This window comes from Gemelliphila sp. 1F1 (assembly GCF_056897515.1).
Genome location: NZ_JBXHBE010000001.1, coordinates 114,642 through 140,340, shown reverse-complemented (window position 1 = coordinate 140,340; position 25,699 = coordinate 114,642). Strand labels below are relative to the sequence as shown.

Sequence of the window (25,699 nt, the reverse complement as noted above, 5' to 3'; positions counted from 1 at the left end):
ATAACTTCAAACTATCTTTATTTTTTATCTTTTTTATATTCAAATACTGCATTAGCTAAATCATCTAACAAGTCGTCTAATTCGTTCCAATTTTTCACAGTAGCCCCACTTGCTAACCTATGTCCTCCACCGTTATACTTTTCGGCTATATTATTAATCGTTGGTCCTTTAGATCTTATACGAATTCTTATTTTATTACCCTCATCTATAGCAAAGCACCACGCACAAAGTCCGTCTAAACTTCTTATTAAGTTAACACCACTAGACACTTCACCAGTCTCTATATCATATTTTTCCATATCTTCTTTTGTTATTTTTAGATAAGCTACACCTTCGTGATACACTACATAATTTTCAAAAATAAACGCTCTAAATCTCATCATTTTTTCAGAAGTAGTATCAAGTTTTTCTATTAGTTCCACCATATTAAAATTATATTTTAACAATTCTGAAGCTACTAGCATTGTTTGTGAACTTGTATTCGGAAATAAAAATCTTCCTGTATCTCCCACTATACCTACATAAATCAATTTTGCTGCTTTATCATTTAATTTAACATTATATTTTCTATTAAGATAATGATAAAAGTTATATATTAATTCGCTACATGATGAAACATCAATATTAACTAAATTTATATCTCCATAATTATCTAAAGGAGGATGATGATCTATTTTTATCAAAAAGTTACTATCACTAAATAATTTACCATCTATTCTAGGATAATTAGCTGTATCTGTAATTATAACTAATGCATCATTATAATCTTCTTTATTTACTTCTTTTGTAGAGAATAAAAATGAAAGACTTGGTGATTCTTTTCCAACTAATATAACTTCTTTATTAGGAAAATTATGCTTTATTATTTCAGCTAATGCTCCTTGTGAACCATAGGCATCTGGATCTGGTCTTTCGTGTCTATGAATTATTATTTTGTTATACTCTTTTATTTTTGAATAAATATTCTCATACAATTCTTCTATTTTTTCTATCATTAAACTCTCTTCTCTTTTCTAGTTTCTTTGGAATACTTGACAAGTAACTAAAGCTTTTGCAACTAAATCATTTTTATCATACACTTCAACATCAAATTTAGCTGACTTTCGACCTATATCCATTATCATAGTTTTTGTAGTAATAATTCTATCTAAAGGAACTGTGCGAATAAAATATACATTAACACTTTGCATCAATACTTCACTTCTATTATAGTTATAACTAGTTATATGCACAGATTCATCTATTATACTAAGAAGGGCCGAACGAGAAAATGTCCCAAACTGATCCAACATTTGTGGAATTACTTTTATCTGCAATCCATCTGCTCTTGACACTATCCCTTTACGAATAATTTCATCAAAAGTATCGCTATTCTGATTCTCTTGGTACCTGTTATTAGTTAGCATAGAGTTTATAACAATCTTTCTAGTTACCACTCCTAGCAATGTATTTTTGTTATCTATTACAGGCATTAATTCAAATCCTTCTAATAGCATTGTGTTAGCTACTGAAGAAACAGGGTCATTTAATTCTGTAGTAGTTACTTTTCGTTCCATAACATCTTTTATAGATATTTCTCTATCTTGCAAGAATACATCGCGAGCTGTTACTATTCCGACCAACTTTCCATATTCATTAACTACTGGAAATCTAGTATGCCCTACTTTTAATTGCAAATCATACCAATCTTGAACTGTCGCATTAATATCTATTGTATATATATGATCTTTCGGTAAATAAATACTTTCTACGGTAACGATATCTCTTTTTATAATTTGATCATTTGTTACTCTATTTATTAAATGTGCAACCGAAAAAGAATCGTGCGGTGTAATAATTAAAGGTAAATTTTTAGAATCAGCTACTTTTTTTATATCATCACTAGGTACATATCCTCCAGCAACCAAAATAGCACAATCTTTTTCTAATGCCATAGATATAACATCAGGTCTGTTACCTACTATTAGTAGTGTTCCTTTTCTAATATGTTGACTAACTTGCTCTTTATCCATTGCCCCTATTGCAAAATCTTGCACTATTTCGTGAATACCTCCACGTCCTGCAATTAGTTGACCGCCAACTATATTAACAATCTCAGAATAAGATAATTTTTCAATATTATCTCTTTCTTTTTTCTGTATTCTAACTGTACCTACTCTTTCAATTGAAGATACAAAACCTCTATTTTCTGATTCTTTGATCGCTCTATATGCAGTTCCTTCACTAACTTTTAAATCTTTGGCAACCTGTCTAACAGATATTTTATTACCTATTGGCAAACTTTTAATATACTCTAAAATCTTCTGATGCTTAGTTTTCATAATATAGGACACCTCCAAATTATCTCTGTAATATTATAATTTATTCTAGTATATTATATATTCTTTTCTTGTTTAATGCAAGAGTTATACTGTATTGTATTATAATTATTAATAGATATAATACAATAAAAATATACATAATAAGAATTAAAAAAGACGGCTAATTATACATAACCGTCCTTTTATTATTTATTTATTTTTTCTACCAGCTGGTAATTTCTTTGCATACCCTTCTTTATTTTCTTGTTTTACTCTAGCGATTGCTAAGGCATCATCTTCTACATTATCTGTAACTGTTGTACCTGCCGCTACTACAACTCCATCACCTATTTCTAATGGAGCTATTAAATTAGAGTTACAACCTATAAAGGTATCATTACCTATTTTTGTTTCGTATTTATTTATACCATCGTAGTTTACTGTAATTGTTCCACAACCAATATTAGTATTTGAACCAACTGTCGCATCACCTAAATAGCTTAGATGAGCTGTTTTAGAAGCTTTACCATAAGTAGAATTTTTTAATTCAACAAAATTACCAATTCTTACTTCTTCTGACAACTCAGTATTATTTCTTAAATGTGCATAAGGTCCAACAATCGAGTTAGCCCCAACTATAGAATCTGTTATAGTTGATTGTAATATTTTGGCACCATCTTTTATAACTGAATTTTCTATGTATGTGTTGGGTTTAATTTGACAATCTTCTCCTATAATAGTATTTGATTTTATAGTAACATTAGGATATATAGTTGTATCTTTTCCTATTTTCACATTAGGTGCAATATATGTATTTGATGGATCTACTAAAGTTACTCCTTGCAGCATATGCATAGTATTTATTCTATTACGCATAACATTTTCTGCATAAGATAAAGCTACCCTGTCATTAACACCGAAAGTCTCATCAAAATCGTTACACAAATAAGTTTCTATTTTCTCACCAATTTCTCTTATTAGTGTTAACATATCTGGCAAATAATATTCTTGTTGTTTATTATTATTTTGAACTTTATCAATTAATTCAAATAATAATTTATTATCAAAACAATAAATTCCTGAATTTATCTCTTTTATCTTCTTCTCATCTTCAGTTGCATCTTTTTCTTCTACTATTTTTAAGAGTTTATTATCTTCATCTCTAATAATTCTTCCATAAGCAAAAGGATCATCAGCAAAAGCTGTAAGAACAGTAGCTTTGGCACCACTATTTTCATGATGAGTCAACATATTATCAACAGTCTCTGCTCTTATTAGAGGAGTATCTCCATACATTATTATAGTAGTTCCTTCTTTACCTTCCAAAATTTCTTTTACCATTTTAACAGCATGAGCTGTTCCTAGCTGCTTTTCTTGTAATACAAACTCACTTCTAGTTCCTACAGCTTCTTTTACTTTCTCAGCACCACATCCTACTACTGTAATAACTTGCTGCATATTCAAATCTTGAATACTATCCAGAACTAATTCTACCATAGTTCTATCACAAACTTTATGTAATACTTTATATAATTTAGACTGCATTCTAGTTCCTTTTCCTGCAGCTAATACTATTGCGTATCTATTCATTTTTAACCTCTTTTTATTCACTATCTTTATTTAATAATTGTCCTATAGAATTTCCTTCTTCTATTTCAAATTCTCCAGTATACTCATTAATATTTGTTACTTTTGATAAATATGTATAATTTTCATCATAATTTCGTTCGGAATCAAAACATTGTGATAAAACTGCTATCCCAACTACTTCTGCATCAAACTCTCTCATTAAAGTTTGCATTCCAGTAATAACTCCTCCACCACGTAAGAAATCATCTACAAGTAATACTTTAGAACCGACTTTTAAACTTTTTTTAGATAATGCCATAGTTTCTATTTTTCTACTAGATCCTGATACAAAATTTATAGCTAATGTAGTTCCTTCAGTAACTTTATTATCTTTTCTTATAATAACTACTGGTTTATTTAAAACAGAAGCTACAGCATATGCAAATGGAATACCTTTTGAGGCTACTGTCACTATTGCATCTATCTCTTTGTTTTGATAAATATTTGATATTAAAACACCTATTTTGTTCATTATTGCCGGATTCCCAAGTATATCAGACATATATATATAACCACCAGCTAGTAATCTATCATTTGATTTTAACATTTCCAAAAATTCATCTACAATTTCTTCGGCAGCTTTCTGGCTAAGTATCGGCTGAAATATAACTCCTCCATTTACACCAGAGAGAGTCTTTATATCTCCTATATTTTCCTCTTGAAAACTAGTTTTTATTATATGTACATCTTCACTAATCGATGACTTTGCTTGATTAAATTTAGAAACAAAATATGTTAATGGAATTAATTTGTTCGGATTTCGCAACAAATATTCAGTCATCACTACTATCCTTTCACTTCTTTTTAATTTCATATGCTTCTCCATTTTTATCTTTATTTTATCTATTATATAGAGAATAATATAACACGATTGTTCGGATTAGTAAAGTAAAATAGTTAATTCTTAATTATCTTATAATGAATTATTGCCAATAATACGCCAAAATAACTTGAACTACTTAACATATTCATAATGTAAAAAACGTATATTTAGTTTAAATATAAAATATTTGACAGAATATAGACTATTTATTGATTATTAATCTGTTTTATAGTAAAATTTATTTTAAATATATAATTTTAAAAAGAAAGAGGAAAAATAAAAAATATATGGATCTCAGTATCTCAATTAAAATATTTTTAATTATTTTATTACTACTAGGTTCTGCACTTTTCGTTATGGCAGAGTTTGCTTTAGTAAAGTTGCGCCCTACAAGAATTCAAGAATTAGCAAAAAATGGCAATAAAAAAGCTAAATTATTATTAGGAATGGTTGAACATTTAGATAGTTATCTATCTGCAATGCAACTTGGAATAACTATCGTATCTCTTGGACTAGGATGGATTGGAGAATCAACATTTTTTGCATTATTTAGTCCTATTTTCCATCTATTTAATATAAATGAGGCACTAAGTCATACACTAGCTTATGTTATTTCATTCTCATTTATGACGTTATTGCACGTAGTGCTAGGAGAACTAGTTCCAAAAACTATGGCTATTCAAGATGCGGAGAAATCTGCATTTAGAGTAGCAAGACCTATATATATATTCTACAAAATTACAAAACCTGTAGTTTGGTTACTTAATGCATTAGCTAATTTAATAACAAGAAGCTTGGGATACGATTCTGTTGCCGGGCATGGAGATATTCATAGTGAACAAGAATTAAGAACTATCATGAAATCCTCGCGTGCTCACGGTCAAATAAATGATACAGAATATAGGTATGTAGAAAGAGTATTTGAATTTGATAACAAAATCGCAAAAGAAATTATGACACCTAGAACAGAAATCGAAGCTATAGATTTAGACGACTCACTTGCTATAATAATGCGCCAAATGAAGCAAGAGGAATATACTAGATATCCTGTTATCAATGATGGTGATAAGGACAATATTATAGGGATTTTGAATGTTAAAAAATTATTATTTGCCGATAATAAAATTGAAACTACTAAAGACTTAGAAGAATTTATTACTCCAGCAATTAAAATTTTTGAGCATACTCCTATATCTCAAGTTCTTAAAGTTATAAAACAAAATAGAGAACATATGATTATTATTACAGATGAATATGGTGGTACTAGTGGCTTAGTTACATTAGAAGATATTGTAGAAGAGCTAACAGGAGAAATAAGAGATGAATTTGATGAAGATGAACAAAGCTTAATCAAAAAACTCAAAAATGGACACTACTTAGTGGATGGTTGGGTCCCTATTCAAGATGTTAATGCTTTATTTAATATAAGTATACCTCACGAAGAAGTAGACACTATTGGGGCATTTGTATATATGCAAAAATACGAAGCAAAAGTAGGAGCTACTTACAACATAGAAAATATAACTTTTAAAGTTAGAACTGTTGATGATCAACAAATTAGACAAATAGAAATTTGGAATGATAAAAATTAAAAAAATTTAGTTAATATTTAAAATATATTTTAAATATTAACTATTTTTATTTTTTCACAAAAAATAATATTCTTATTTCTACTATGTAGTAGATATGTGGTATAATATAAAGTAACTAATTTTTAGAAGGATTTAATTATGAACAACAAGTCTAATAGTAATAATAACCAAAAAGATAATCTATATGAAGAACTATCTTTATTAGAAAAAATTAAATATTCAATAAAAAAATATAAAATAAATAGTAAAGAGCAAAAAATAAAAAAAGAAAAAAAACTTGCACAAGAAGAATTAGAAAAAATAAAAAAAGAGTTAGATAAAGCATTAAAATTAGATAAATTAACTCAACAAAAATTAGAGAAGGAAAAGCAAGAATTAGAAGCTCTTAATGAAAAAAATAATACCAACTCTAAACGTTTCGAACAAGAACGACTACGTCTTGAACAAGAAAAAAAACGTATCTTAGAAGAACAACAAAAAAAACAAGAAGAAGAGTTACTTCGTAAAAAGTTGGAAGAAGAAAAAGAACTAGAAAGAAAACGTCTTGAACAAGAACGTATTGAGCATGAAAAAGCCGCTGAACGTGAACGTAAACGTCTTGAACAAGAACGCATTGAGCGTGAAAAAGCTGCTGAACGTGAACGTAAACGTCTTGAACAAGAACGTATTGAACGTGAAAAAGCAGCTGAACGTAAACGCATAGAACAAGAAAAATTATTAAAAAGAAGACAACTAGAAGAAAAATTAAAAAAAGAAGAAGAAGAGCAAAAAAATAAAATTTTTATCGAAGAACAAGAAAAAAATAAGATAGAACAAGAACGCAAAGAACTTTTAAAAAAATTAACTGAAATATCAGAGCATACTAAAAAAGAAGAACGCGCAGCAAGACAACTTAAACTACAAATTTCTGATAACGAAAAGAAATTGTTATCTGCCCAAGAAGAACTTTTAGAAAAAGATTTAGAAATTAATTCAGAAAAACTTAAACTGGCTAATTTAAATAAATTAAATGCAGATGAAAAAACTAAAAATAATATAGCTAAAAAAGAAGAACGTATAAAAAATCTACTACAACAAAAACAAGAACTAATAAAAAATATTACATCTAGAAAAAAAGAATTAGAAAGACAAAATAAAGCTTTAATTCGTGAAGAAAAAATAGATGATATTATAACTGAATTTAACAATGTAAAAAAAGAAGTCATTAAAGATAATGAAACATTGATGCAAGTAACCGATAAAGAAGGTAAAAAGCACAATATATTCAAAGTTTCAATAGGTACTATAATTTACTACATAGAAAAAAACATATTCAAAAAGAAAAATAGTAAGTTTGAGTATACTAAAGAAACATCGTCTAATATCAAAATTAAAATTACAGTTTCTTTGATTTTAGCAGCATTAATAACTATATTTACACTAGCTTCTCTAGCCATAGCAATTTCTTCAAAAGATAGTTATAGTGAAAATAACTACACTAATCAACAGCAGAATAATAACACAGAAAAAGTAGAAGAAAAAACTGAAAATACTGACACCACAACATCAGTATCTAGAATAAGTGATAAAGCTCTAGAAGAAGAAATTGAAGCTCAAGGAACTTCTAACTCTATATCTTACTACTTTAATGTTAACAGAACTATCAAAGTAAAAGATAAAATCCATACTTTTGCTTCTACTAATTGGAGAGATATTGCAGATATATTACCAGAAGGCACAACAGTAAATGTAGATTTATTAACTTCTCCTGGTGGTTATATGATGTATAGAATTTCTGACGGAGAATATGCAGGCAAATATATTACAGCTAATAGTAATCTTGTAGAAATAGAAACTCAAACTGACTCTATTAATACACAATTTATTAATAAACCTATAGCTATAAAAATACTAGATAATACTGAAAGTTACAACAATTTAACGTTGAGTGGTACACCTACTACAGTATACAAAGGAGTTACCTTAAATATTTCAGGTATGAGTATATCTGCTAATAATAGATTAGTATACCATATTACAAATGGAACATATATACCAGTAGATTTCTCTAAAACAATCGAAACACAAAGAGCTACAACACAAAAAGACAGTAATTCAAATTCTTCTGACAATAAATCTACTAATTCAAACAATAAAAATCAATAATAAAAAAAGATGTAGAAATAACTCTACATCTTTTTTACTATGCTTGTGGATAAACAGAAACTTTTTTACGGCTACGTCCATATCTTTCAAAGCGAACAACTCCGTCAACTAGTGAGAATAAAGTATCATCTCCACCTTTTTTAACATTTGTTCCTGGATATATTTTTGTTCCACGTTGTCTGTATAAAATTGAACCTGCTGTTACAAATTGTCCGTCAGCACGTTTAGCACCTAATCTCTTTGATTCTGAGTCACGACCATTTTTAGTTGATCCAACTCCTTTTTTAGATGCGAAGTATTGTAAATTTAATTTTAACATCATCACTATTTCACCTCTCTTGTTTCAATATTAATAAATTCAGAATAATTTTCTTCTATTGCTTGTAACGATAAAATTATTGATTTTAAAAGAAGCTGCTCTTCATATGTAGAACTTATAGAACGATATGTTATATGTCCTGTTTCATCTTCACTAGCAGAAACATCAAACACTACATTATCATCTAAAATATCTATAGCATTTATACCACCAATTACCACTGACGAAACTCCTGCGCATACAATATCAGAACCTAACTCTGCAAAGTCTGCATGTCCATCTACAGTAATCAATTTAATTATATCTTCTTCTTTTTCAATTAATACTTTTATCATAATTATGCGTTAATTTTTTCAACAACCAACTTAGTGAAAGGTTGACGATGACCTAATTTACGGTGACTGTTTTTCTTAGGTTTATATTTGAATACTGTAATCTTTTTACCTTTTCCGTGAGCAACAACTTTTGCTGTTACTGTAGCACCTGCTACATATGGGTTTCCGATTTTAGCTGATTCTCCACCTACTAATAAAACTTTATCAAAAGTGAATGTTGACTCTTCTTCTGCTGTTAATTTTTCAACAAAAATAGTTTGTCCTTCTTCTACTTTTAATTGTTTTCCACCTGTTTCAATAACTGCGTACATATTTGCACCTCCTTAATTTTTTACTAAGACTCGCCAAATAAGGTGGATTACTCACTTATTTACCTTATCCGTGCGGTTGTAGTAGCAAGGAGCTACTTCAACATTACAATTCTATCATATCCATAATTTATAGTCAATAGCTATTTTGAAAAAATCCATGCTTTGTTCATATTTCTCTCAATATCATTTTTAGTAAATCCTGTATAATTATTTAACTTCAAATCATCGTCGTCGGGATCATTTATGTAATATTTATTATCTTCAAAACCTCTAATAATTTTATATGTCATCTTATTTCCAAATAGCCCACTATTAAATTGAACTAATACAGGTTTGTTGTTTTTTAGAGCTTCATTAATTTTATCTATTTCTGTTTTGTTTACAGATTCTATTTTTAAATTATATTTATCTGCAAAATCTGATACTATTTTATTATTTGTTCCTTGTCCAACAACATAATATTTAGATCCTGCCCAATCTACTATATTACTTACTGTAATATTTTTATTAGGATCTAAGTAATTTATTATCATAGCCAGAGATATAATAGCATCTCCATTATCGCTAATTTTTTTATTATTATCTAATCCATAATCTATGTTTTTAAAATTATCTTGTTTTGTATAGTAAAATGGAATATTCATACCTTTTTGAGGCATATTTATTAATTGCTCTTTTCTTTTTTCGTTGTAATTATCTAAATTAATTAAGTAATAGAAATATTCTTCTATTCCAGATTTAACCGCTATTGCATACTGCTTTCTATATATTTCATTTGATAAAACATCCATATCTGATTTACTATTCAAATTACCTGCTATTAGCAATACTTCTGGAACATTTTCATTAGTAACTTTAACTACGTTCTCTTTTTTCTCTGCTGTTTTAGTTTTTAATATGAAATTATTGTATGTAGCTTTTTCTAGATACTTACTTAATATTTTTGATGAAGTATTGTTATAATAAATTATCGGTGCTAAAATATCAGATAACCCTATATTCACTACAATATTCGCTTTATTATCAACTATTAACTTAGAAATTTCCGAATTATCCACTGTTTTAGCTTCATTTCGAGATATGATAGTTTTAATTTCAGACTTTTCTAGTTCTTGCTTTATTTGAGTAGCTATAACTAAAGACTTATCATCTGTATTTTCCGTATAAATTGGATTTAGTATTACCGTATAATTTTTTAATTGTTCTTTCAGTTTATCTTCGGGACTTTTTATTGTAGAGCCTACAACACTCCATCCAGGAATCCAACCTACGTTGTTATCTTCAGTGCTTACTTCTATCCAGTCACCACTCTCTGATTTTTTATTTAAACTATCACTAGATTTTATTGTTTTAATAATAGGATATGATTCTGATGGACCAGTTCTTAATTCAACATCTTTAGAAGCTACAACTTCGTTAATATTACTTTTAGCATATCCTGTAATTTTTTGATTATATGTATAATACACAATAGTTGCAATTGTCAACAACATCCCCATTACTATTATTAAAATAGACATAAAATTCATTTTTCTTCTTCTTTTTATTTTCATAATTTAACTACCATTCGTTAACTTTTCATAAATAACTGTTACAGGTCCATCGTTTAAAATATTAACTTCCATGTGTGTTTGAAATATTCCTGTCTCTACTTTAATATTTTCTTTTCTTAAATAATCATTAAATTTTAAATATAATTCATTAGCTTTATCAGCAGAAGCTGCATTTGTAAAACTCGGTCTTTTTCCTTTTCTTGTATCAGCATATAATGTAAATTGTGAAATAGATAAAATTTCTCCTGCTATATCCTTTAGCCCTAAGTTTATTTTTCCTTGTTCATCTTCGAATAATCTAGCATCTGCAATTTTTTTTGCTAATAGTTTAGCATCTTCTTCCGTAGAATTTTTATGTACACCTACTAACAAGCAATATCCCTTATCAATTTGACCTACTACTTTGTTATCTACTGAAACTGATGCTTTCTTAACTTTTTGTAAAATTACTTTCATAAAGCCTCCTATTTTACAATTCTTTCTACACTATAAATGTCCTGTATTTGACGAAGTTTTTTAATTATAAAATTGCATTCTTCCACATTTTTGACTAAAATGCTAAGTTCTATAAGACAAGTTTTGTCAGCTTTTAATTCTGAGTTAATTTTTTTAATGATTATTTTGCTCTCATTAAGTTTTAATAAAACTTCACTTAATAACATTTCTTTATCAAAGCAATGAAGTTGTAGACTAACTGCATAATCTCGTCTTTTTATACTATCAACCCATTCTACTTCAAGAAGTCTATTTTTATCTTCATTTTGAACGTTAGGACATTCTACTCTATGGACAGTAACCCCTCTACCCTTGGTTATAAATCCTACTATGTTATCTCCAGGTATTGGCTTACAGCATTTTGATAATCTTACTAAAATATTATCAACACCTTTTAGATAAACACCCGTTTCTGTAACAATTTTTTTAGTTTCTTCAGATCCGTTAATTAATTTATCTAACTTTTCTTTTGTCTGTTGCTCTTTTCTAATTTTTTCTGTTAATCTCATAAATACTTGATTAGCAGAAATTGCACCATAACCTATAGTTCTATATAATTCTTCTATACTAGAATATTTATATCTACTCAAGACATTATCTATTGCTTCTTGTGTCATTACTTCATCAATATCAAAACCATTAAGTTTAATTTCATCTTTTAAAAGCACTTCGCCTTTTTCTAGATTTTCTTCTCTTGCTGCTTTTTTGAAAAATGATTTTATTTTTGACTTAGTTTGTGAAGATTTAGCTATTTTTAACCAATCCCTACTAGGACCCGAAGAATTTTTGCTAGTGCGAACATCACATATTTCTCCAGTAGAAAGTACATAATCAAAAGGAACTATCTTATCATTTATAGTAGCACCTATCATTTTATTACCCACTTCAGAGTGAATAGCATAAGCAAAGTCTACTACACATGACCCTTTAGGCAATTCTATAATATCACTATTAGGAGTAAACACATATATTTTATCACTAAGTAAATCAACTTTTAATGAATCCATAAATCCTTCTGCAGTATCTTCGGTTTCATCACCTTCTGCTATTTTTTGGAACCAATTTAGTTTTTGATAAAAATTATCCTGTTTTCCCGCTTTACGTCCTTCTTTGTAAGCCCAATGTGCTGCGATACCTTTTTCTGCAATTTCGTGCATCTCATATGTTCTAATTTGCACTTCTAAAGGTTGCCCCGCTGGAGATAACAATGTAGTATGCAAAGACTGATACATATTTGGTTTTGGCATTGCTATATAATCTTTCATCCTACCCGGAATAGGTAGCCACATATTGTTAACTAATCCTAACACTGCATAGCAATCCGATACAGTATTTACTAATACTCTAACTGCTAATAAATCATATATTTCGTCAAAACTTTTATTTTGCTTTTGCATTTTTTTATAAATACTATATATATGTTTCGGTCTACCACTGACCTCTCCGACAATATTATTTTCATCTAAAACATCTACTATTTGCTCACAAGCTTTTTTTATACTTTCAACTCTAACACTTCTTTTTTGTTTCATTTGTCTTACAATTGAAAAATATTTTTCTGGATGTAAATATCTCAAAGATGTATCTTCTAATTCCCATTTTATAGAACTAATCCCTAATCTATGAGCTAGTGGTGCATAAATTTCTAAAGTTTCACTAGAAATTTCTCTTTGTTTTTCTTCTCTCATATGCTTTAAAGTTCGCATATTATGTAATCTATCAGCTAATTTTACAAATATTACTCTTATATCGCTAGCTATAGCCATAAACAATTTTCTATGATTTTCCGCTTGAGTTTCTTTCTTAGAAGTATATTTAACTTTATCTAATTTAGTAACTCCGTCTACAATTTTAGCTATATCTTCAGTAAATTCCTCTTCAATATCTTCAAAAGAATAATCAGTATCCTCCACCACATCATGTAAAAATCCTGCACAAATTGTAGCATAATCTAATTTTAATTCAGCTAATATTCCTGCTACTTGTATAGGATGTAGGATATATTCTTCTCCTGATTTTCTATATTGTCCTTTATGTGCTTTTTGGGCAAATAAATAAGACTTTTCTATAATATTTAATTGTTTTTCTGATAAGTACTCTTTACAAAGTTTGAAAACATCTTCGAAAGAATATGGATATTCTAAGTTCATAAAAACCCTCCTTTCAAAAATTTATTCTGATTATAATATAATATCACAAAACCGTAATAAATACTAGTACCATAAGACTTTACTAGTATAATTAAAATAAATTTTATTGCTAAGAAAATTATATTTGTTTAATTTTTCAGAAAAAAGATTTGAAATATCTTGCAATTGAACTATATAAATATTATAATGATTGTAGTAAAATTATAGCGAGGTAGAAAAATGACAAAACTTCAAAAACAAGATATTAAACTGTCACTAACAAAAAATCCAAAACAAAAACCAGATCAAAATAATTTAGGATTTGGAACAAATTTTACAGATCATATGTTCACTATGGATTGGAATGTAGAGAAAGGATGGTATAATCCTCAAGTAGTCGAGTATGCCCCTATTCCTATGTCCCCATCACTTATTTCACTTCATTATGGACAAAGTATTTTTGAAGGTATGAAAGCATATATCGCAAATGGTGAGGCAGTATTATTTAGACCAGAAGAAAACTTTAAAAGATTAAATAAATCTGCTGAACGTCTTGCATTACCACAAATTGATGAAGAATTTGCATTAACAGCACTAAAAACATTATTAGAAATTGAAAAAGATTGGATACCTACACAAGAAGGAACATCATTATATATTAGACCTTTTATGTTTGGAGCTGATGAATTTTTAGGTGTTAAAGCTAGTAGTAATGTTAAATTAATTATAATTTTATCTCCATCAGGAGCATATTTTAAAGATGGTCTACAACCAAACAAAATTTTTGTTGAAGATGAGTATGTACGTGCAGTTCGTGGTGGAACAGGATTTGCTAAAGCTGCTGGAAACTATGCCGGCTCTCTACTTGGACAAAAAAAGGCAGAAAAATATGGATATGCTCAAACTTTATGGCTTGATGGCGTAGAGCAAAAATATATCGAAGAAGTTGGGGCTATGAATATCTTCTTTAAAATAGATGGAAAGTATATTACACCTGAATTAAATGGTTCTATATTACCAGGTATTACAAGAGATTCTATTATAAAACTACTTCGTCATAATGGTGAAGTCGTAGAAGAACGTAAAATTTCTATAGATGAAATCTATGAAGCAGCTGATAATAATAAATTAGAAGAAGTATTTGGAACTGGTACAGCTGCAGTAATATCTCCAGTTGGAGAACTTTTTGATGGTAAGAAGAAAGTTGTAATAAACAATTTTGAAACAGGAGAATCCACAAAAAAAATATACAATCAACTTACAGGTATACAATTAGGTAAAGTTGAAGATCCATTTAACTGGGTACATAAAGTAAAATAATCAAAAGAACTACATTTATTTTTATTAAATAAATGTAGTTCTTTTGTAATTATATAACTATTTACTAAAAGCCCATAAAGCTCTCATATCTTCACTTAGTTCGTCAAAAGACCAAGACTTTAAAGATTTTCCTAAGCTATTTGGATCATTTATAATATATTGTCCATTATCATCAATACCTACTATCAAAACTATATGACCTACAGTAGTAAATCTACCTGGTTTTACAGACATAATTACTGGATTACCTTTACTTAAAGAATTATCTAAAGATTCTTTATTTAAAGGAAGTTTCTCACAAGTTATATTATAATACTTAGCAATATAATCAAAAAACGCCCAACTTGTTCCATATTGAGTATAATATCCCGCTTCATTCTCAATTTTAGCAATTAATTTAGGTGTTATAGATTCATCTTTCAAAATACCTCCAAAAGCCATTGCTACAGAAGTTGGTCCACAACCTCCTACTGCTATATCATCACTGCCTAATGAATCGTATGCCCATCTTCTATCCCATTGAATATAATAAGGATATTTTCTTCTTAGTGTAACTGTTTCTCCTAACTCAAATGTCACTCTTTCATTTTTAAGATAACCAACAATATATTCTGTAATATCTTTATTATTTGCCAGCATTTTTTGTTGGGTAAATGGTAAGCGATTAATATTATCATATATGAACTTAGCTTTATCACTAGTATGAGAATATCGTTCCAAATCATTGATAATATCCAATTCATCAGTTAGAAAAGGATAAGGTTGATCAACTCCTTTAATATTATCACGATAAATTACTTCATTATTAGTTGCTTCGTTATTCTCAGCATTATTATTTTTATTATTATATGTTTCCTTAACACCTATATTATAAAGAAGCATACAAACAAAAACTACCATAATAGGTAAGAAAAATTTTTTAAACATAATCTAAATTGCTCCCTTTAAAATTATTTATTTTTCACAGAAACCAAAATTCCCATAGAAATTATAATAATATAACCAAATAAAGTATAAAAATCCGGAACTTCCGAAAAATATAAATATCCCAAAAATCCAGAAAAAATTATTTGACTATAATCAAAGACGGAAATATTTTTAGCCGCTGCAAATCTATAAGCATAAGTTATTCCAAATTGCCCTATAGTAGCAAAAACACCCACAAGTATTAACATAATTAATTGATAAATAGTCATAGGATGGAAATTAAAAATTACAAATGGTAAAACTACTATACAAGAAAATAAAGAAAACGAAAAAACTATAAACTCCGGCGAGATAAGTTTCCCTCCTAAATACCTAATTGTTGTATAAGCAGCACCAGCACAAAACGCTCCCGAAAGAGCAAATAAAGCACCTAAAGTAATAAAACTTCCAAATCCTGGTTTTATTACGAACAATATGCCAAGAAAGGCAAATATAATAGCTAATATTTCTTTTACTGTCATTTTTTCATTAAAGAAAAAATAAGATAATATCAAAACTACAAATGGAGATAGCCTCTGAATAACTGAAGCATCAGCTAAATTAATATTGCTAATAGCATAAAAATTAAATAAAAGGCCTATTGTTCCAAAAAACGCCCTTAAAAATAAGACAAACCAATCTTTCTTTATTTTTGGTACAACAATACTTTTATAGTTATTTATTAAAGGTATTGCTGAAACTATCAATGAAATAAAATTTCTAAAAAAAGATTTTTGCATAACTGGTAAATCTCCAGATAATTTTACAAATACTGCCATAAATGAAAATCCTAATCCTGACAATAATATACATACAATACCTAAAAATATATTATTTTGTCTGCTCATAAATTTTACTTAGTATTATCTCCATTATTTTTTAATTGTTCAAACTTAGCTTTCATTGTAGGATTTTTTCTTACTAATTTTTTCACAGTTAAATCATCAGCTTTGTCATTTGCCAATCTAAGATTTCTATCAGATGATAATAATGCATCTTTAGTTTTTTCTAAATGACTTATAGTTTTGTCTATCTCATCTATCGCTGTTTTAAATTTACGACTAGCTAATTCATAATTTTTGCTAAAGGCTGTTTTGAATTTTTCTAAATCACTCTCAAAATTAGTTATATCTATATTTTGTTCCTTAATTAATGCAATTTCTTTTTTATATTCTAATGAATTTAACGCTGCATTTCTAAGGAGTGTTATTATTGGTATAAAAAATTGAGGTCTAATAACATACATTTTCTCATAATTGTAAGATACGTCAACAATACCATTGTTGTAAAAGTCATTATCTGCTTCTAACATAGAGACTAAAATTGCATATTCACAATTTTTTTCTCGTCTATCCTTATCTAACTCTTTAAAAAAATGTTCATTTTTCTTTTTCGTTGCAGTTTCATCACCTTCGTTTTTCATCTCAAACATAATGGAAATAATTTCTATTCCATTATCGTCGTACTCTCTATAAATGTAATCTCCTTTACTACCTGTTTTGGCATCATTATCCTTACCGAATTCTGCATTAGGAAAAGCTGTCATTCTTATTTGATTAAACTGTATTTCACAATGTTGTTCAAGACTTTCTCCTACCATTTTAGTTGATTGTTTAGCTTTAAAATCTTTGTAGAAAGCTATTAAATCTTCTTTTTGTCTTAATTCTAATTCATACTTTTCTTGAATATTTTTCTTTTCTAGTTCTGCTTCTAGATCCTTATTATTCAATTTATTTTTTATTTCAAGTAGTTGTTTTTCTTTTTCGGCTAGTAATGCTGTAATTTCTAAAGTTTTTTCTTGCTCTTTATCTTGTAACAATTTCTCTAATTCAAATTTTCTTCTATTTTCTAATTCTCTATTTTTAGATTCTAACTCTACAATCTTTCTTTTACTTTCTTCTAATTCTTCTTTTATACTATTAGATAATTTAGCTAGTTCTACCTCTTTATCTTTGTCATTATTGTCTAATTCTGATTGTAATTTTGCTATAGTTAAATCTTTTTTTGATATATCAGCATTTAATAAATTTTTAACTTTTTCTTCTGCTAATCTTAATTCATTTTTATGTTGTTCTTCTATATAGGCTACTCTACTTGAAATTTCTTTTTCAAATTCTTTATTCCGTATTTGATCTACTATGTTAGCATATTTCATCTCGTCAATAGTAAAAGCTGTTCCACAACTAGGGCATTTTATATCATTCATAATAAACCTCTTTAATCTTCTTTATCAAAAATTCTTCTATATTCACCGTATCCTTCTTCTTCCATTTTGTCATAAGGAATAAATTTTAAAGAAGCTGAATTAATGCAGTAACGCAATCCTCCTTTTTCTTCTGGGCCATCTGGAAAAACGTGTCCTAAATGCGAATTACTTTCTTTACTACGTACTTCTATTCTATTCATTCCATAAGAATCATCACTATATTCTTTTATCATACCTTTAGATACTGGTTTAGAAAATGCTGGCCAACCACAGCTAGAATTAAATTTATCTAAGGACGAAAACAATACTTCTCCTCCTACAATATCAACATATATTCCTTTGTCATAAAAGTCGTTGTATTTTCCTGAATAAGGAGCTTCAGTGGCATTATTTTGTGTTACTTCATAAGCTAAATCACCTATACGTTTTCTTAAATCTTCTCTTTTCATTTTCACACCTTCTTATCTATTTTTTCGCTTTAGTAATGCAGATATCCATGCTGGAGCGTATGCCGACGTACAACCTTTGGCTACTTTTTGGTCTTTATAAACTTTTAATTCTTCTCCTAAAGATATACAATATTCTAAATAATCATCATAATTAATTGCTATCGTAACTAAGCAATGATTCATTACCCACTTTACTAACTCTGGGCTATCAACTAGTTTTTCTTTTATTTCTTTTAGTGTTAAATCTATTTCTTCTTTAGTTCCCACCTTACTTCCAAAATACTTAACTTTCAATTTCCAAAACAACCTATTATATACATCAGAATTTCTATTTGAAAAATCTGACATTATTTCTTTACAATAGGGACTATTAAATATAACTTTTTCTGTAAAAGGATCTAATACTGTAAGTGATATTTTTTCATTTACTAGCATATTTATATCTTTTAAACTTAATTTTTCTGATTCAAATAATTGGATAGCAACCAACATAGCATCTAAATTTTTTGTTTTCCATAATTTTTGAGCAAGTTCATTATTAGGTTTTTGTTTTTTGGATATTTTATTTATATCACCTTTCAAAACTCCGTAATAAGGTTTTGGCTCATTATTTTTTTCATATCTTTTAATTACTGAACTGTTAGATTTACTTTCCAATTCCATTAATATACTATTAATAACAATCACCTCTTAATTTTTAATAAAAAAATATTTCCTAATATAGCAACTGAATTTTGCTATGCTAGGAAATATTTATAAATTTTATTTTAATTAAAATAATTTTAGTAATTTATAGTTAACTACTACTTAAATAAATGGAGATGGCGGGATTTGAACCCGCGTCCAAAAACACCTCTCCCTAGCTTCTACACGTTTAGTTTATTTATTAAATTTAATTTTTTATATTAGCCAATAAACAGGCTATAAAAAACGAGCTTGATTATCTTATTCTTTAATTCTACAAGCAGAAGAATTAAAGTGTAGGTTGCTATTTAATGAACCGATTATCTTTATCACAACCAAATAAAGTAATCAGCCTTTAGCTAATTAAGCTGCTAAAGCTAATGATTTATTGTTGTCAGTTATATTTAAACTGTTGTGTTTTTAAAGAGACAACCCTCTTACGTGCCACTAGACAGACTAGCATCCCTGTCGAATCCTAAACATCCCCTAGTTTATAAAAATATTATAACATATACTAAAAAAAAAGTGAAGATATTACACCTTCACTTTCATATACAATTTTATATTAAATATCTCTTCTTCTAGTTCTACGTGGACGTGGGAACATTTCTGAATCTGCTTCATCTTTTCCATAGTTACTTGTAAATGTTGAAGCTGCTGTTGGTTGTACTCTTTGAGATACTTCTCTTTCTGGAGCATTGTCATTATCAAAACCAGTAGCTATAACAGTAACGATAATTTCATCTGTTTCTTCTAAAGCTTCATTTATAACAGTCCCGAAAATCATATTAACTTCTTCATCGCTTGCTTCTTGAACAATACTTGCTGCTGCTTGTGCTTCAAATAAACTTAGTGACGGTCCCCCTGTAATATTTAACAGTACACCTTTTGCTCCAACAATTGAAGTTTCTAATAAAGGAGATGATATTGCTTTTTTAGCAGCTTCAATAGCTCTGTTTTCTCCAGAAGATACACCAATACCCATCAATGCAGATCCTTGATCAGACATAATAGCTTTTACGTCAGCAAAATCAAGGTTAACAGCTCCAGAAACATTAATTAAGTCTGATATACCTTGTACACCTTGACGAAGAACATTATCCGCTTCTACGAATGCTTGCATCATTGGAGTAGATTTATCAACTATATCCAATAATCTATCATTAGGTATAACTATAAGAGTATCTACTGCTCCTTTTAGTGCGTTAATTCCTGCTGTTGATTGAACTTGACGCTTTTTCCCTTCAAAGTTGAATGGACGAGTAACTACACCTACAGTTAAAGCACCTAATTCTTTTGCTATACTAGCTACGATAGGAGCAGCTCCTGTTCCTGTTCCTCCTCCCATACCAGAAGTAACAAACACCATATCAGCTCCTTCTAAAGCAGCTTCAATTTTATCTTTAGTTTCCTCAGCAGCTTTACGACCTACTTCAGGATTAGCTCCTGCACCAAGACCTTTTGTCAACTTTTCTCCTATTTGTATTCTAACATCTGCTTTTGATTTTCTAAGAGCTTGTGCATCTGTATTTACAGCAATAAACTCTACGTTTTGTACTCCACTTTCTACCATTCGGTCGACAGCGTTTCCTCCTCCGCCACCTACTCCTACTACTTTAATAATTGCTGACTGTGTAAATTCACTATCAAATAACATATTCATAATTACTTATTTTCCTCCTAAATTTTATTCAAATAACGAACTATATTTCTTTCTTAGTTTATCGAATAATCTATCTTTTTCGTACTGATCATCTTCGTCTAAATAATCGTCTTCTTTATAATTATCTTCTTGTTCTATATTGATTTCTTCAATATTCTCTACCCGTTCAAAGTTAGTATTCGGAGTTTCATTAGCTACTATCGCATCTCCAAAGCTTTGATATCCAAATAATGTTTCTATATTGTAGCTACTAGTTAAAGTTCCTACAGCTACCGCTAACTCTGGAGAATTAGCACCAATAATTTTTGGAGTTCCTATACGAACATTCATTTTCTTCAACATGTCTCTAGCAAGTTCTAAAACTCCCGGCATTAAAGTAGTTCCACCAGTTAAGACTACATTACCTTTAACCCTATTAATACCAGCTTTTCTAAGAACATCAAATGAACGTAAAATAATTTCTTCAACTATTTCTTCTATATAATCTGATAGTTCTTTTTGTGTAAATGGATTTTCATCATCTGATAAGTTATCCAAATGTATAACTATATCGTTAGAAGCAATATCATAGAAACTATGACCTTGAGTAATTTTTATTTCTTCTGCTTTTTTATTAGATACATTTAAAACATCAGAGATAACTCTTGTTATATCATCTCCTGCTAAATCAATAGATTGAGATAACTGTAAAATATTATCTTCAAAATAACTAACGGTAGTAATTCCTGCTCCTATATCTATAATAACAGATCCATAATCTCTTTCCTCATCACTTAGTAGTAATTCTCCTAGACAATGTGATGTACAGAAAGTTTCATTACAGTCAACTCTTAGCTTTTCTATACTCTTATAAATAGTATGTAGATGAGTCTTTGAAGTCAATACTCTATTCCCTGTTAATTCAAAAGAATTATGAACTGTCATTCCTTTTGGTTTATTAATTTGTTCAATATCATCAATTCTATAATAGTCAGGAATAACTTGAACTACTTCTCGTTCTCTAGGTAATGGCAATATTTTGGCTTCTTCTACAACTTCTTCTATATCTCTACCATCTATGTCATGCTTATTATCAAATCTAATTTCTGCTACACTTTTTTTAATATGAGTGTGTACGCTTGGAACAGCTATATAAAGTGATCTTATTTCTTTATTAGCTTCATTTTTAGCTATTTCTAATGCTTTTTCAATATCTTTAGATGCAGTTTCAACGTCAACGATATTACCACGTTTTATTGCATTAGTTCTGACAATTCCCACACCTAATATATTTAACTTTTCATAAGCTACATCTGCTATAATTACTTTAATACTAGAAGAACCTAAATCAAGTGCAGTATATAATTGTGAACTCAAGCTAAACACCCCTTCCTATAAATTTCTATATTTTTACTAGTAAAGCTGGCAATATATAGCCAATTATGATTACTATGTAAGATTATAACATAAAATTATAAAAAAAAGTATTAAAATATAGAAAAAATTGAATTTTTTTGATTAAAATTTTGTTACAAAATATTTTTCTATACTTAATACTTTATTATATATTTTTTATTATCATTATTTATAAAATTATAAATTTTGTTATCTTAAGTATTTGATTTTTCACTACTATTTTCTTGATTATTATCTTGCTTAGTATCATTACTTTTTTTAAGTAGCTCATTTATTTTATTTTCTTTTAATTTGTTACTTTTTTCTGTTTCTAAATAAGCACCATTAACTAAATTTAATATTGTATCTCTTTTATTCTCAATATGTTGTTCCATTTCAAAATAGTAATTTAGCTTAGAAGAAAAATTATTAGCATTTATCTTTATACGTTGACCATCTTTCATATAAATCAATGCTATTTCATTATTATCATTAACAATTTCTGAAATTTGTGTTAATATTTCTTCTTTTAAGTCTATCAAATTTTTTAATAATTCTTGTTTTTTATTATTATTTTCAAAATTTGTTAAAATAGGCAAATCTAATTGTTTCTTCATAGTACCATTGTACGAACTACTATCACTCATAATTATACTATAACTATTGTCATCTTTTTTTTCTCTGGCTATTAACCTTTTTTCCTTTATAGTAATATTAATAGTTTGAAACCATTCTGTATTTACAGAAACACTATCTACTATATTGTAATTTTCTTTTATTTTGTTTTCTACTTCATTTTCATCAACACTCCAAATTTTAACATCATTATTTATTGATGTAGTATTTTTTATATCTTCTTCTGTTATTTGGACTAACCCTGTAATGTTAATGTTTTTTAATTTTACATATGAACTATTTAGAAAAACAAAAATTGCAATACCCATCAACACTATTGTAGATAAAATTATTATTTCTATATTTCTTCTTTTTTTATATCTTGATATTGCTGTTTTATGACTTGTATTTCTAGATTTTTGTAGTAATTTTTTATTTTTTAAATTCATCTATATCAACTCTTTATTTTTTATTTTGTTATAGGTATCAATAAATTCTTGACCTCTAACTTCAAAATTTTTATACTGATCCCAAGAAGCACAAGCTGGGGACAATAGAATAGTATAACCACTTTTGGATAATTTTGCTGCTAATTTTGTCGCTTCTTCTACATTATAACACTTATATGCTAGAATGTCGTTTTTAAGAGCCAAATTATATAGAAAATCCTTCGTTTCTCCTATGGCTATTAGTGCTTTTACTACATTAAATCCACTAGCAAGTTCAGTTAAATCTACGCCTCTTTCTTGACCACCACATATTAAAATAACATCTTTTTCAAATCCTCCAAGTGCCTTTAAAGTTGAAGCTGGATTTGTCGCTTTCGAATCATTATAATATTTTATTCCATTTGCTTCTCCTACAAATTGAAGTCTATGTTTTACACCTTTAAAATTATAAAGTACTTTTTGAATATTGATTAAACTTGCACCCTCTAATAATGACATTAAAGATGCTATTATTGCGTTCTCCAAGTTATGTTCTCCGGGTAAACTTAATTTTCTAACCTCAAAAATTTCTTTTCCTTGATAATATAATATGTCATCTTCTACATAAGCATGCGCTTTTTTGTTGTTAGATGTACTGTAATAAATTATTTTAGAATTAATATTATCATTAATATATAATTCGCTATCTTTAATATTTAATATTAAATAATCATCTTTTGTCTGATTTTTAAAAATTCTCTTTTTAATGTTATGATATTCTTCAACATTACTGTGATAATCTAAATGACTTATTCCTAAGTTTGTAATAGTAGCAATGTGTGGTCTAAATTTTGAAACGCCATTTAATTGGAATGATGATATCTCCATAATTATTGTTTTATTATCTTTATTTTCATACGCAACTTCTATAGCTGGATATCCTATATTGCCAGCTAATTTTATATTTTCATCTTCTAACTTTAGTATTTCATAGAGCATTGTTGTTGTCGTAGTTTTTCCATTAGTTCCAGTTATAGCTAGTATATTATGATTGTATAATATACTAGCTAATTCTATTTCTGTTATTATTTCTATATTACGTTTAATTGCTTCTTTTAAAAAATCTATCTTATATGGTATACCTGGATTTTTTATTATTAAATCTACTTTATCTAATATTTCTACTGGATGAGAACCAGAAATAATTTCTACTCCTAAACTTTTAAGATAATTGGCATCTTCATTATTAGATAAATTTTCAGCAGTATTAACTGTTACATTAATACCTAATTTATTCAAAATCAACGCACTTTTAAAACCACTTCTAGCAAATCCTAAAATTAAAATATTTTTCTTTCTTAATTGTTCTAAAATATTTTCATTCATTATAAAACTCCTACAAAATAACCTATAGTTGAAGATAATATAGCTATAGCTACAAATATATATACAGTCTTCACTTCACCATAACCAGACAACTCAAAATGATGATGCAAAGGAGACATTTTAAATATTCTTTTTCCTGTTTTTTTGAAATACATCACTTGAATCATTACAGATAATGTTTCTAAAATATATACTAATCCAATAAATAAAAATGCTATTTCTTTATGCAAAATTATTGATATTGCTGCTAAAATGCCTCCTAAAGCTAATGATCCCGTATCGCCCATAAAAATTTTTGCAGGTTTTTTGTTAAATAATAGAAATCCTAATAAAGATCCTATAATACACAAACAAAATATTAATATTGGAATATTATTTTCTTTGTAACTGATAAGTGCAAACGCTGATGTAGTTATTATAGTTACACTAGTAGCTAATCCATCTAATCCATCAGTTAAGTTTACTGCATTAGAAAATCCTGTTTGCCAAAATACTACAAAAGCTGCATAAATTAGAGATAAATTAAGCTTATAATCTATAAATGGTATCTCTATATAGTTAATATCAGCATAGACGAATGTAAGCAATAAATAAAATATAAAAGAAAATAATATTTGCAATGCTAATTTTTTTCGAGGTGATAATCCATCATTTTTTTTCTTAACAACTATTAACATATCATCAATATAACCAATTATTGCAAAAGATATTGTAGTATATATAAATAATAAGTAATATTTTATATTGATACTATCTAGAAATGAAGCAATAACTAATGTTATTACTATTGATAGTATAAAAGATATTCCCCCCATAGTCGGCGTTCCTTTTTTCGCAGCGTGACTCTGTGGTCCCTCTTCCCTTATTGCTTGACCGAATTTTAGTTTATGCAAATACTTTATTAAACTCGGCAAAATAGCTACTGTTATAACAAACGAACAAGACAGCATTGCTATCATATATAGTGTATTCATTAG

Annotated in this window: 23 protein-coding genes, 1 other RNA gene and 1 other annotated feature; of the genes, 3 read left to right on the top strand and 21 right to left on the bottom strand. The window is 28.1% G+C overall.

Going from position 1 to position 25,699, the window contains the following annotated elements:
- Positions 1 to 17: 17 nt before the first annotated feature.
- The 4 genes from AC1XWJ_RS00600 to purR all read right to left on the bottom strand — a co-directional run bounded on the left by AC1XWJ_RS00600 (position 18) and on the right by purR (position 4,743).
- The gene (locus AC1XWJ_RS00600; RefSeq protein WP_483333841.1) at positions 18 to 995 is read right to left on the bottom strand and encodes a DHH family phosphoesterase; all 978 of its coding nucleotides are present in this window, start codon (positions 993 to 995) and stop codon (positions 18 to 20) included.
- A gap of 18 nt (positions 996 to 1,013) precedes the next feature.
- Complete coding sequence (locus AC1XWJ_RS00595) at positions 1,014 to 2,321, bottom strand: DRTGG domain-containing protein (RefSeq protein ID WP_483333840.1); 1,308 nt, start codon at positions 2,319 to 2,321, stop codon at positions 1,014 to 1,016.
- Positions 2,322 to 2,510: 189 nt separating this feature from the next.
- Positions 2,511 to 3,890, bottom strand: a complete 1,380-nt coding sequence (glmU, locus tag AC1XWJ_RS00590) for a bifunctional UDP-N-acetylglucosamine diphosphorylase/glucosamine-1-phosphate N-acetyltransferase GlmU (protein ID WP_483333839.1) — start codon at positions 3,888 to 3,890, stop codon at positions 2,511 to 2,513.
- A 13-nt stretch (positions 3,891 to 3,903) separates the two neighbouring features.
- Entirely contained in the window at positions 3,904 to 4,743 is an 840-nt protein-coding gene (gene purR / locus AC1XWJ_RS00585; protein ID WP_483333838.1) for a pur operon repressor, read from the bottom strand.
- Between the two features lie 296 nt (positions 4,744 to 5,039).
- On the opposite strand from purR, the gene AC1XWJ_RS00580 reads away from it, so the two are divergent.
- Complete coding sequence (locus AC1XWJ_RS00580) at positions 5,040 to 6,344, top strand: hemolysin family protein (protein ID WP_483333837.1); 1,305 nt, start codon at positions 5,040 to 5,042, stop codon at positions 6,342 to 6,344.
- A 138-nt stretch (positions 6,345 to 6,482) separates the two neighbouring features.
- Positions 6,483 to 8,489, top strand: a complete 2,007-nt coding sequence (locus AC1XWJ_RS00575) for a hypothetical protein (protein WP_483333836.1) — start codon at positions 6,483 to 6,485, stop codon at positions 8,487 to 8,489.
- A 37-nt stretch (positions 8,490 to 8,526) separates the two neighbouring features.
- Here the strand turns inward: AC1XWJ_RS00575 and rpmA are convergent, their stop codons facing one another.
- The 6 genes from rpmA to AC1XWJ_RS00545 all read right to left on the bottom strand — a co-directional run bounded on the left by rpmA (position 8,527) and on the right by AC1XWJ_RS00545 (position 13,652).
- Positions 8,527 to 8,808, bottom strand: coding sequence for a 50S ribosomal protein L27 (gene rpmA, locus AC1XWJ_RS00570; protein ID WP_179943258.1), 282 nt, complete (start codon positions 8,806 to 8,808; stop codon positions 8,527 to 8,529).
- A gap of 5 nt (positions 8,809 to 8,813) precedes the next feature.
- Complete coding sequence (locus AC1XWJ_RS00565) at positions 8,814 to 9,143, bottom strand: ribosomal-processing cysteine protease Prp (protein ID WP_483333835.1); 330 nt, start codon at positions 9,141 to 9,143, stop codon at positions 8,814 to 8,816.
- A gap of 2 nt (positions 9,144 to 9,145) precedes the next feature.
- Positions 9,146 to 9,454: a 50S ribosomal protein L21 gene (gene rplU / locus AC1XWJ_RS00560; protein ID WP_483333834.1), complete on the bottom strand. Its 309-nt coding sequence runs from the start codon at positions 9,452 to 9,454 to the stop codon at positions 9,146 to 9,148.
- Positions 9,455 to 9,470: 16 nt separating this feature from the next.
- Positions 9,471 to 9,542, bottom strand: a sequence feature (ribosomal protein L21 leader region).
- A gap of 52 nt (positions 9,543 to 9,594) precedes the next feature.
- Entirely contained in the window at positions 9,595 to 11,007 is a 1,413-nt protein-coding gene (locus tag AC1XWJ_RS00555) for a C39 family peptidase (RefSeq protein WP_483333833.1), read from the bottom strand.
- Between the two features lie 3 nt (positions 11,008 to 11,010).
- Positions 11,011 to 11,463 carry a D-aminoacyl-tRNA deacylase gene (dtd, locus tag AC1XWJ_RS00550; RefSeq protein WP_483333832.1) on the bottom strand — a complete coding sequence of 151 codons (453 nt, stop codon included), beginning with the start codon at positions 11,461 to 11,463 and terminating at the stop codon, positions 11,011 to 11,013.
- A gap of 8 nt (positions 11,464 to 11,471) precedes the next feature.
- Positions 11,472 to 13,652: a RelA/SpoT family protein gene (locus AC1XWJ_RS00545; protein ID WP_483333831.1), complete on the bottom strand. Its 2,181-nt coding sequence runs from the start codon at positions 13,650 to 13,652 to the stop codon at positions 11,472 to 11,474.
- 219 nt (positions 13,653 to 13,871) lie between these two features.
- On the opposite strand from AC1XWJ_RS00545, the gene AC1XWJ_RS00540 reads away from it, so the two are divergent.
- Entirely contained in the window at positions 13,872 to 14,951 is a 1,080-nt protein-coding gene (locus AC1XWJ_RS00540) for a branched-chain amino acid aminotransferase (protein ID WP_483333829.1), read from the top strand.
- Between the two features lie 57 nt (positions 14,952 to 15,008).
- Here the strand turns inward: AC1XWJ_RS00540 and AC1XWJ_RS00535 are convergent, their stop codons facing one another.
- The 11 genes from AC1XWJ_RS00535 to mraY form a co-directional block, all read right to left on the bottom strand.
- Complete coding sequence (locus AC1XWJ_RS00535) at positions 15,009 to 15,878, bottom strand: C39 family peptidase (protein WP_483333828.1); 870 nt, start codon at positions 15,876 to 15,878, stop codon at positions 15,009 to 15,011.
- Between the two features lie 23 nt (positions 15,879 to 15,901).
- Positions 15,902 to 16,765 (bottom strand): DMT family transporter, encoded by an 864-nt coding sequence (locus AC1XWJ_RS00530; protein WP_483333827.1) that lies wholly within the window; start codon positions 16,763 to 16,765, stop codon positions 15,902 to 15,904.
- Positions 16,766 to 16,770: 5 nt separating this feature from the next.
- Positions 16,771 to 18,123, bottom strand: coding sequence for a DUF2130 domain-containing protein (locus AC1XWJ_RS00525; protein ID WP_483333826.1), 1,353 nt, complete (start codon positions 18,121 to 18,123; stop codon positions 16,771 to 16,773).
- 11 nt (positions 18,124 to 18,134) lie between these two features.
- A complete protein-coding gene (gene msrB / locus AC1XWJ_RS00520) occupies positions 18,135 to 18,572 on the bottom strand; it encodes a peptide-methionine (R)-S-oxide reductase MsrB (protein WP_483333824.1) in 438 nt (145 codons plus the stop codon).
- Positions 18,573 to 18,584: 12 nt separating this feature from the next.
- Positions 18,585 to 19,235, bottom strand: a complete 651-nt coding sequence (locus AC1XWJ_RS00515) for a DNA alkylation repair protein (protein ID WP_483333823.1) — start codon at positions 19,233 to 19,235, stop codon at positions 18,585 to 18,587.
- A 150-nt stretch (positions 19,236 to 19,385) separates the two neighbouring features.
- Positions 19,386 to 19,743, bottom strand: a transfer-messenger RNA (tmRNA) gene (gene ssrA, locus AC1XWJ_RS00510).
- Positions 19,744 to 19,821: 78 nt separating this feature from the next.
- The gene (ftsZ, locus tag AC1XWJ_RS00505; RefSeq protein ID WP_483334266.1) at positions 19,822 to 20,913 is read right to left on the bottom strand and encodes a cell division protein FtsZ; all 1,092 of its coding nucleotides are present in this window, start codon (positions 20,911 to 20,913) and stop codon (positions 19,822 to 19,824) included.
- 30 nt (positions 20,914 to 20,943) lie between these two features.
- On the bottom strand, positions 20,944 to 22,284 hold the full coding sequence (ftsA, locus tag AC1XWJ_RS00500) for a cell division protein FtsA (protein ID WP_483333822.1): 1,341 nt from the start codon (positions 22,282 to 22,284) through the stop codon (positions 20,944 to 20,946).
- A gap of 224 nt (positions 22,285 to 22,508) precedes the next feature.
- On the bottom strand, positions 22,509 to 23,357 hold the full coding sequence (locus tag AC1XWJ_RS00495) for a cell division protein FtsQ/DivIB (protein WP_483333820.1): 849 nt from the start codon (positions 23,355 to 23,357) through the stop codon (positions 22,509 to 22,511).
- Positions 23,358 to 24,722: a UDP-N-acetylmuramoyl-L-alanine--D-glutamate ligase gene (gene murD, locus AC1XWJ_RS00490; RefSeq protein WP_483333819.1), complete on the bottom strand. Its 1,365-nt coding sequence runs from the start codon at positions 24,720 to 24,722 to the stop codon at positions 23,358 to 23,360.
- A complete protein-coding gene (mraY, locus tag AC1XWJ_RS00485) occupies positions 24,722 to 25,696 on the bottom strand; it encodes a phospho-N-acetylmuramoyl-pentapeptide-transferase (RefSeq protein WP_483333817.1) in 975 nt (324 codons plus the stop codon). The genes murD and mraY overlap by 1 nt, the downstream gene beginning before the upstream one ends.
- Between the last annotated feature and the right edge of the window lie 3 nt (positions 25,697 to 25,699).

What these genes read in the sequence shown, in the direction of transcription:
- AC1XWJ_RS00600 (WP_483333841.1), bottom strand. Translation starts at nt 995, where the DNA reads ATGATAGAAAAAATAGAAGAATTGTATGAGAATATTTATTCAAAAATA.
- AC1XWJ_RS00595 (WP_483333840.1), bottom strand. Translation starts at nt 2,321, where the DNA reads ATGAAAACTAAGCATCAGAAGATTTTAGAGTATATTAAAAGTTTGCCA.
- glmU (WP_483333839.1), bottom strand. Translation starts at nt 3,890, where the DNA reads ATGAATAGATACGCAATAGTATTAGCTGCAGGAAAAGGAACTAGAATG.
- purR (WP_483333838.1), bottom strand. Translation starts at nt 4,743, where the DNA reads ATGAAATTAAAAAGAAGTGAAAGGATAGTAGTGATGACTGAATATTTG.
- AC1XWJ_RS00580 (WP_483333837.1), top strand. Translation starts at nt 5,040, where the DNA reads ATGGATCTCAGTATCTCAATTAAAATATTTTTAATTATTTTATTACTA.
- AC1XWJ_RS00575 (WP_483333836.1), top strand. Translation starts at nt 6,483, where the DNA reads ATGAACAACAAGTCTAATAGTAATAATAACCAAAAAGATAATCTATAT.
- rpmA (WP_179943258.1), bottom strand. Translation starts at nt 8,808, where the DNA reads ATGTTAAAATTAAATTTACAATACTTCGCATCTAAAAAAGGAGTTGGA.
- AC1XWJ_RS00565 (WP_483333835.1), bottom strand. Translation starts at nt 9,143, where the DNA reads ATGATAAAAGTATTAATTGAAAAAGAAGAAGATATAATTAAATTGATT.
- rplU (WP_483333834.1), bottom strand. Translation starts at nt 9,454, where the DNA reads ATGTACGCAGTTATTGAAACAGGTGGAAAACAATTAAAAGTAGAAGAA.
- AC1XWJ_RS00555 (WP_483333833.1), bottom strand. Translation starts at nt 11,007, where the DNA reads ATGAAAATAAAAAGAAGAAGAAAAATGAATTTTATGTCTATTTTAATA.
- dtd (WP_483333832.1), bottom strand. Translation starts at nt 11,463, where the DNA reads ATGAAAGTAATTTTACAAAAAGTTAAGAAAGCATCAGTTTCAGTAGAT.
- AC1XWJ_RS00545 (WP_483333831.1), bottom strand. Translation starts at nt 13,652, where the DNA reads ATGAACTTAGAATATCCATATTCTTTCGAAGATGTTTTCAAACTTTGT.
- AC1XWJ_RS00540 (WP_483333829.1), top strand. Translation starts at nt 13,872, where the DNA reads ATGACAAAACTTCAAAAACAAGATATTAAACTGTCACTAACAAAAAAT.
- AC1XWJ_RS00535 (WP_483333828.1), bottom strand. Translation starts at nt 15,878, where the DNA reads ATGTTTAAAAAATTTTTCTTACCTATTATGGTAGTTTTTGTTTGTATG.
- AC1XWJ_RS00530 (WP_483333827.1), bottom strand. Translation starts at nt 16,765, where the DNA reads ATGAGCAGACAAAATAATATATTTTTAGGTATTGTATGTATATTATTG.
- AC1XWJ_RS00525 (WP_483333826.1), bottom strand. Translation starts at nt 18,123, where the DNA reads ATGAATGATATAAAATGCCCTAGTTGTGGAACAGCTTTTACTATTGAC.
- msrB (WP_483333824.1), bottom strand. Translation starts at nt 18,572, where the DNA reads ATGAAAAGAGAAGATTTAAGAAAACGTATAGGTGATTTAGCTTATGAA.
- AC1XWJ_RS00515 (WP_483333823.1), bottom strand. Translation starts at nt 19,235, where the DNA reads ATGGAATTGGAAAGTAAATCTAACAGTTCAGTAATTAAAAGATATGAA.
- ftsZ (WP_483334266.1), bottom strand. Translation starts at nt 20,913, where the DNA reads ATGTTATTTGATAGTGAATTTACACAGTCAGCAATTATTAAAGTAGTA.
- AC1XWJ_RS00495 (WP_483333820.1), bottom strand. Translation starts at nt 23,357, where the DNA reads ATGAATTTAAAAAATAAAAAATTACTACAAAAATCTAGAAATACAAGT.
- murD (WP_483333819.1), bottom strand. Translation starts at nt 24,722, where the DNA reads ATGAATGAAAATATTTTAGAACAATTAAGAAAGAAAAATATTTTAATT.
- mraY (WP_483333817.1), bottom strand. Translation starts at nt 25,696, where the DNA reads ATGAATACACTATATATGATAGCAATGCTGTCTTGTTCGTTTGTTATA.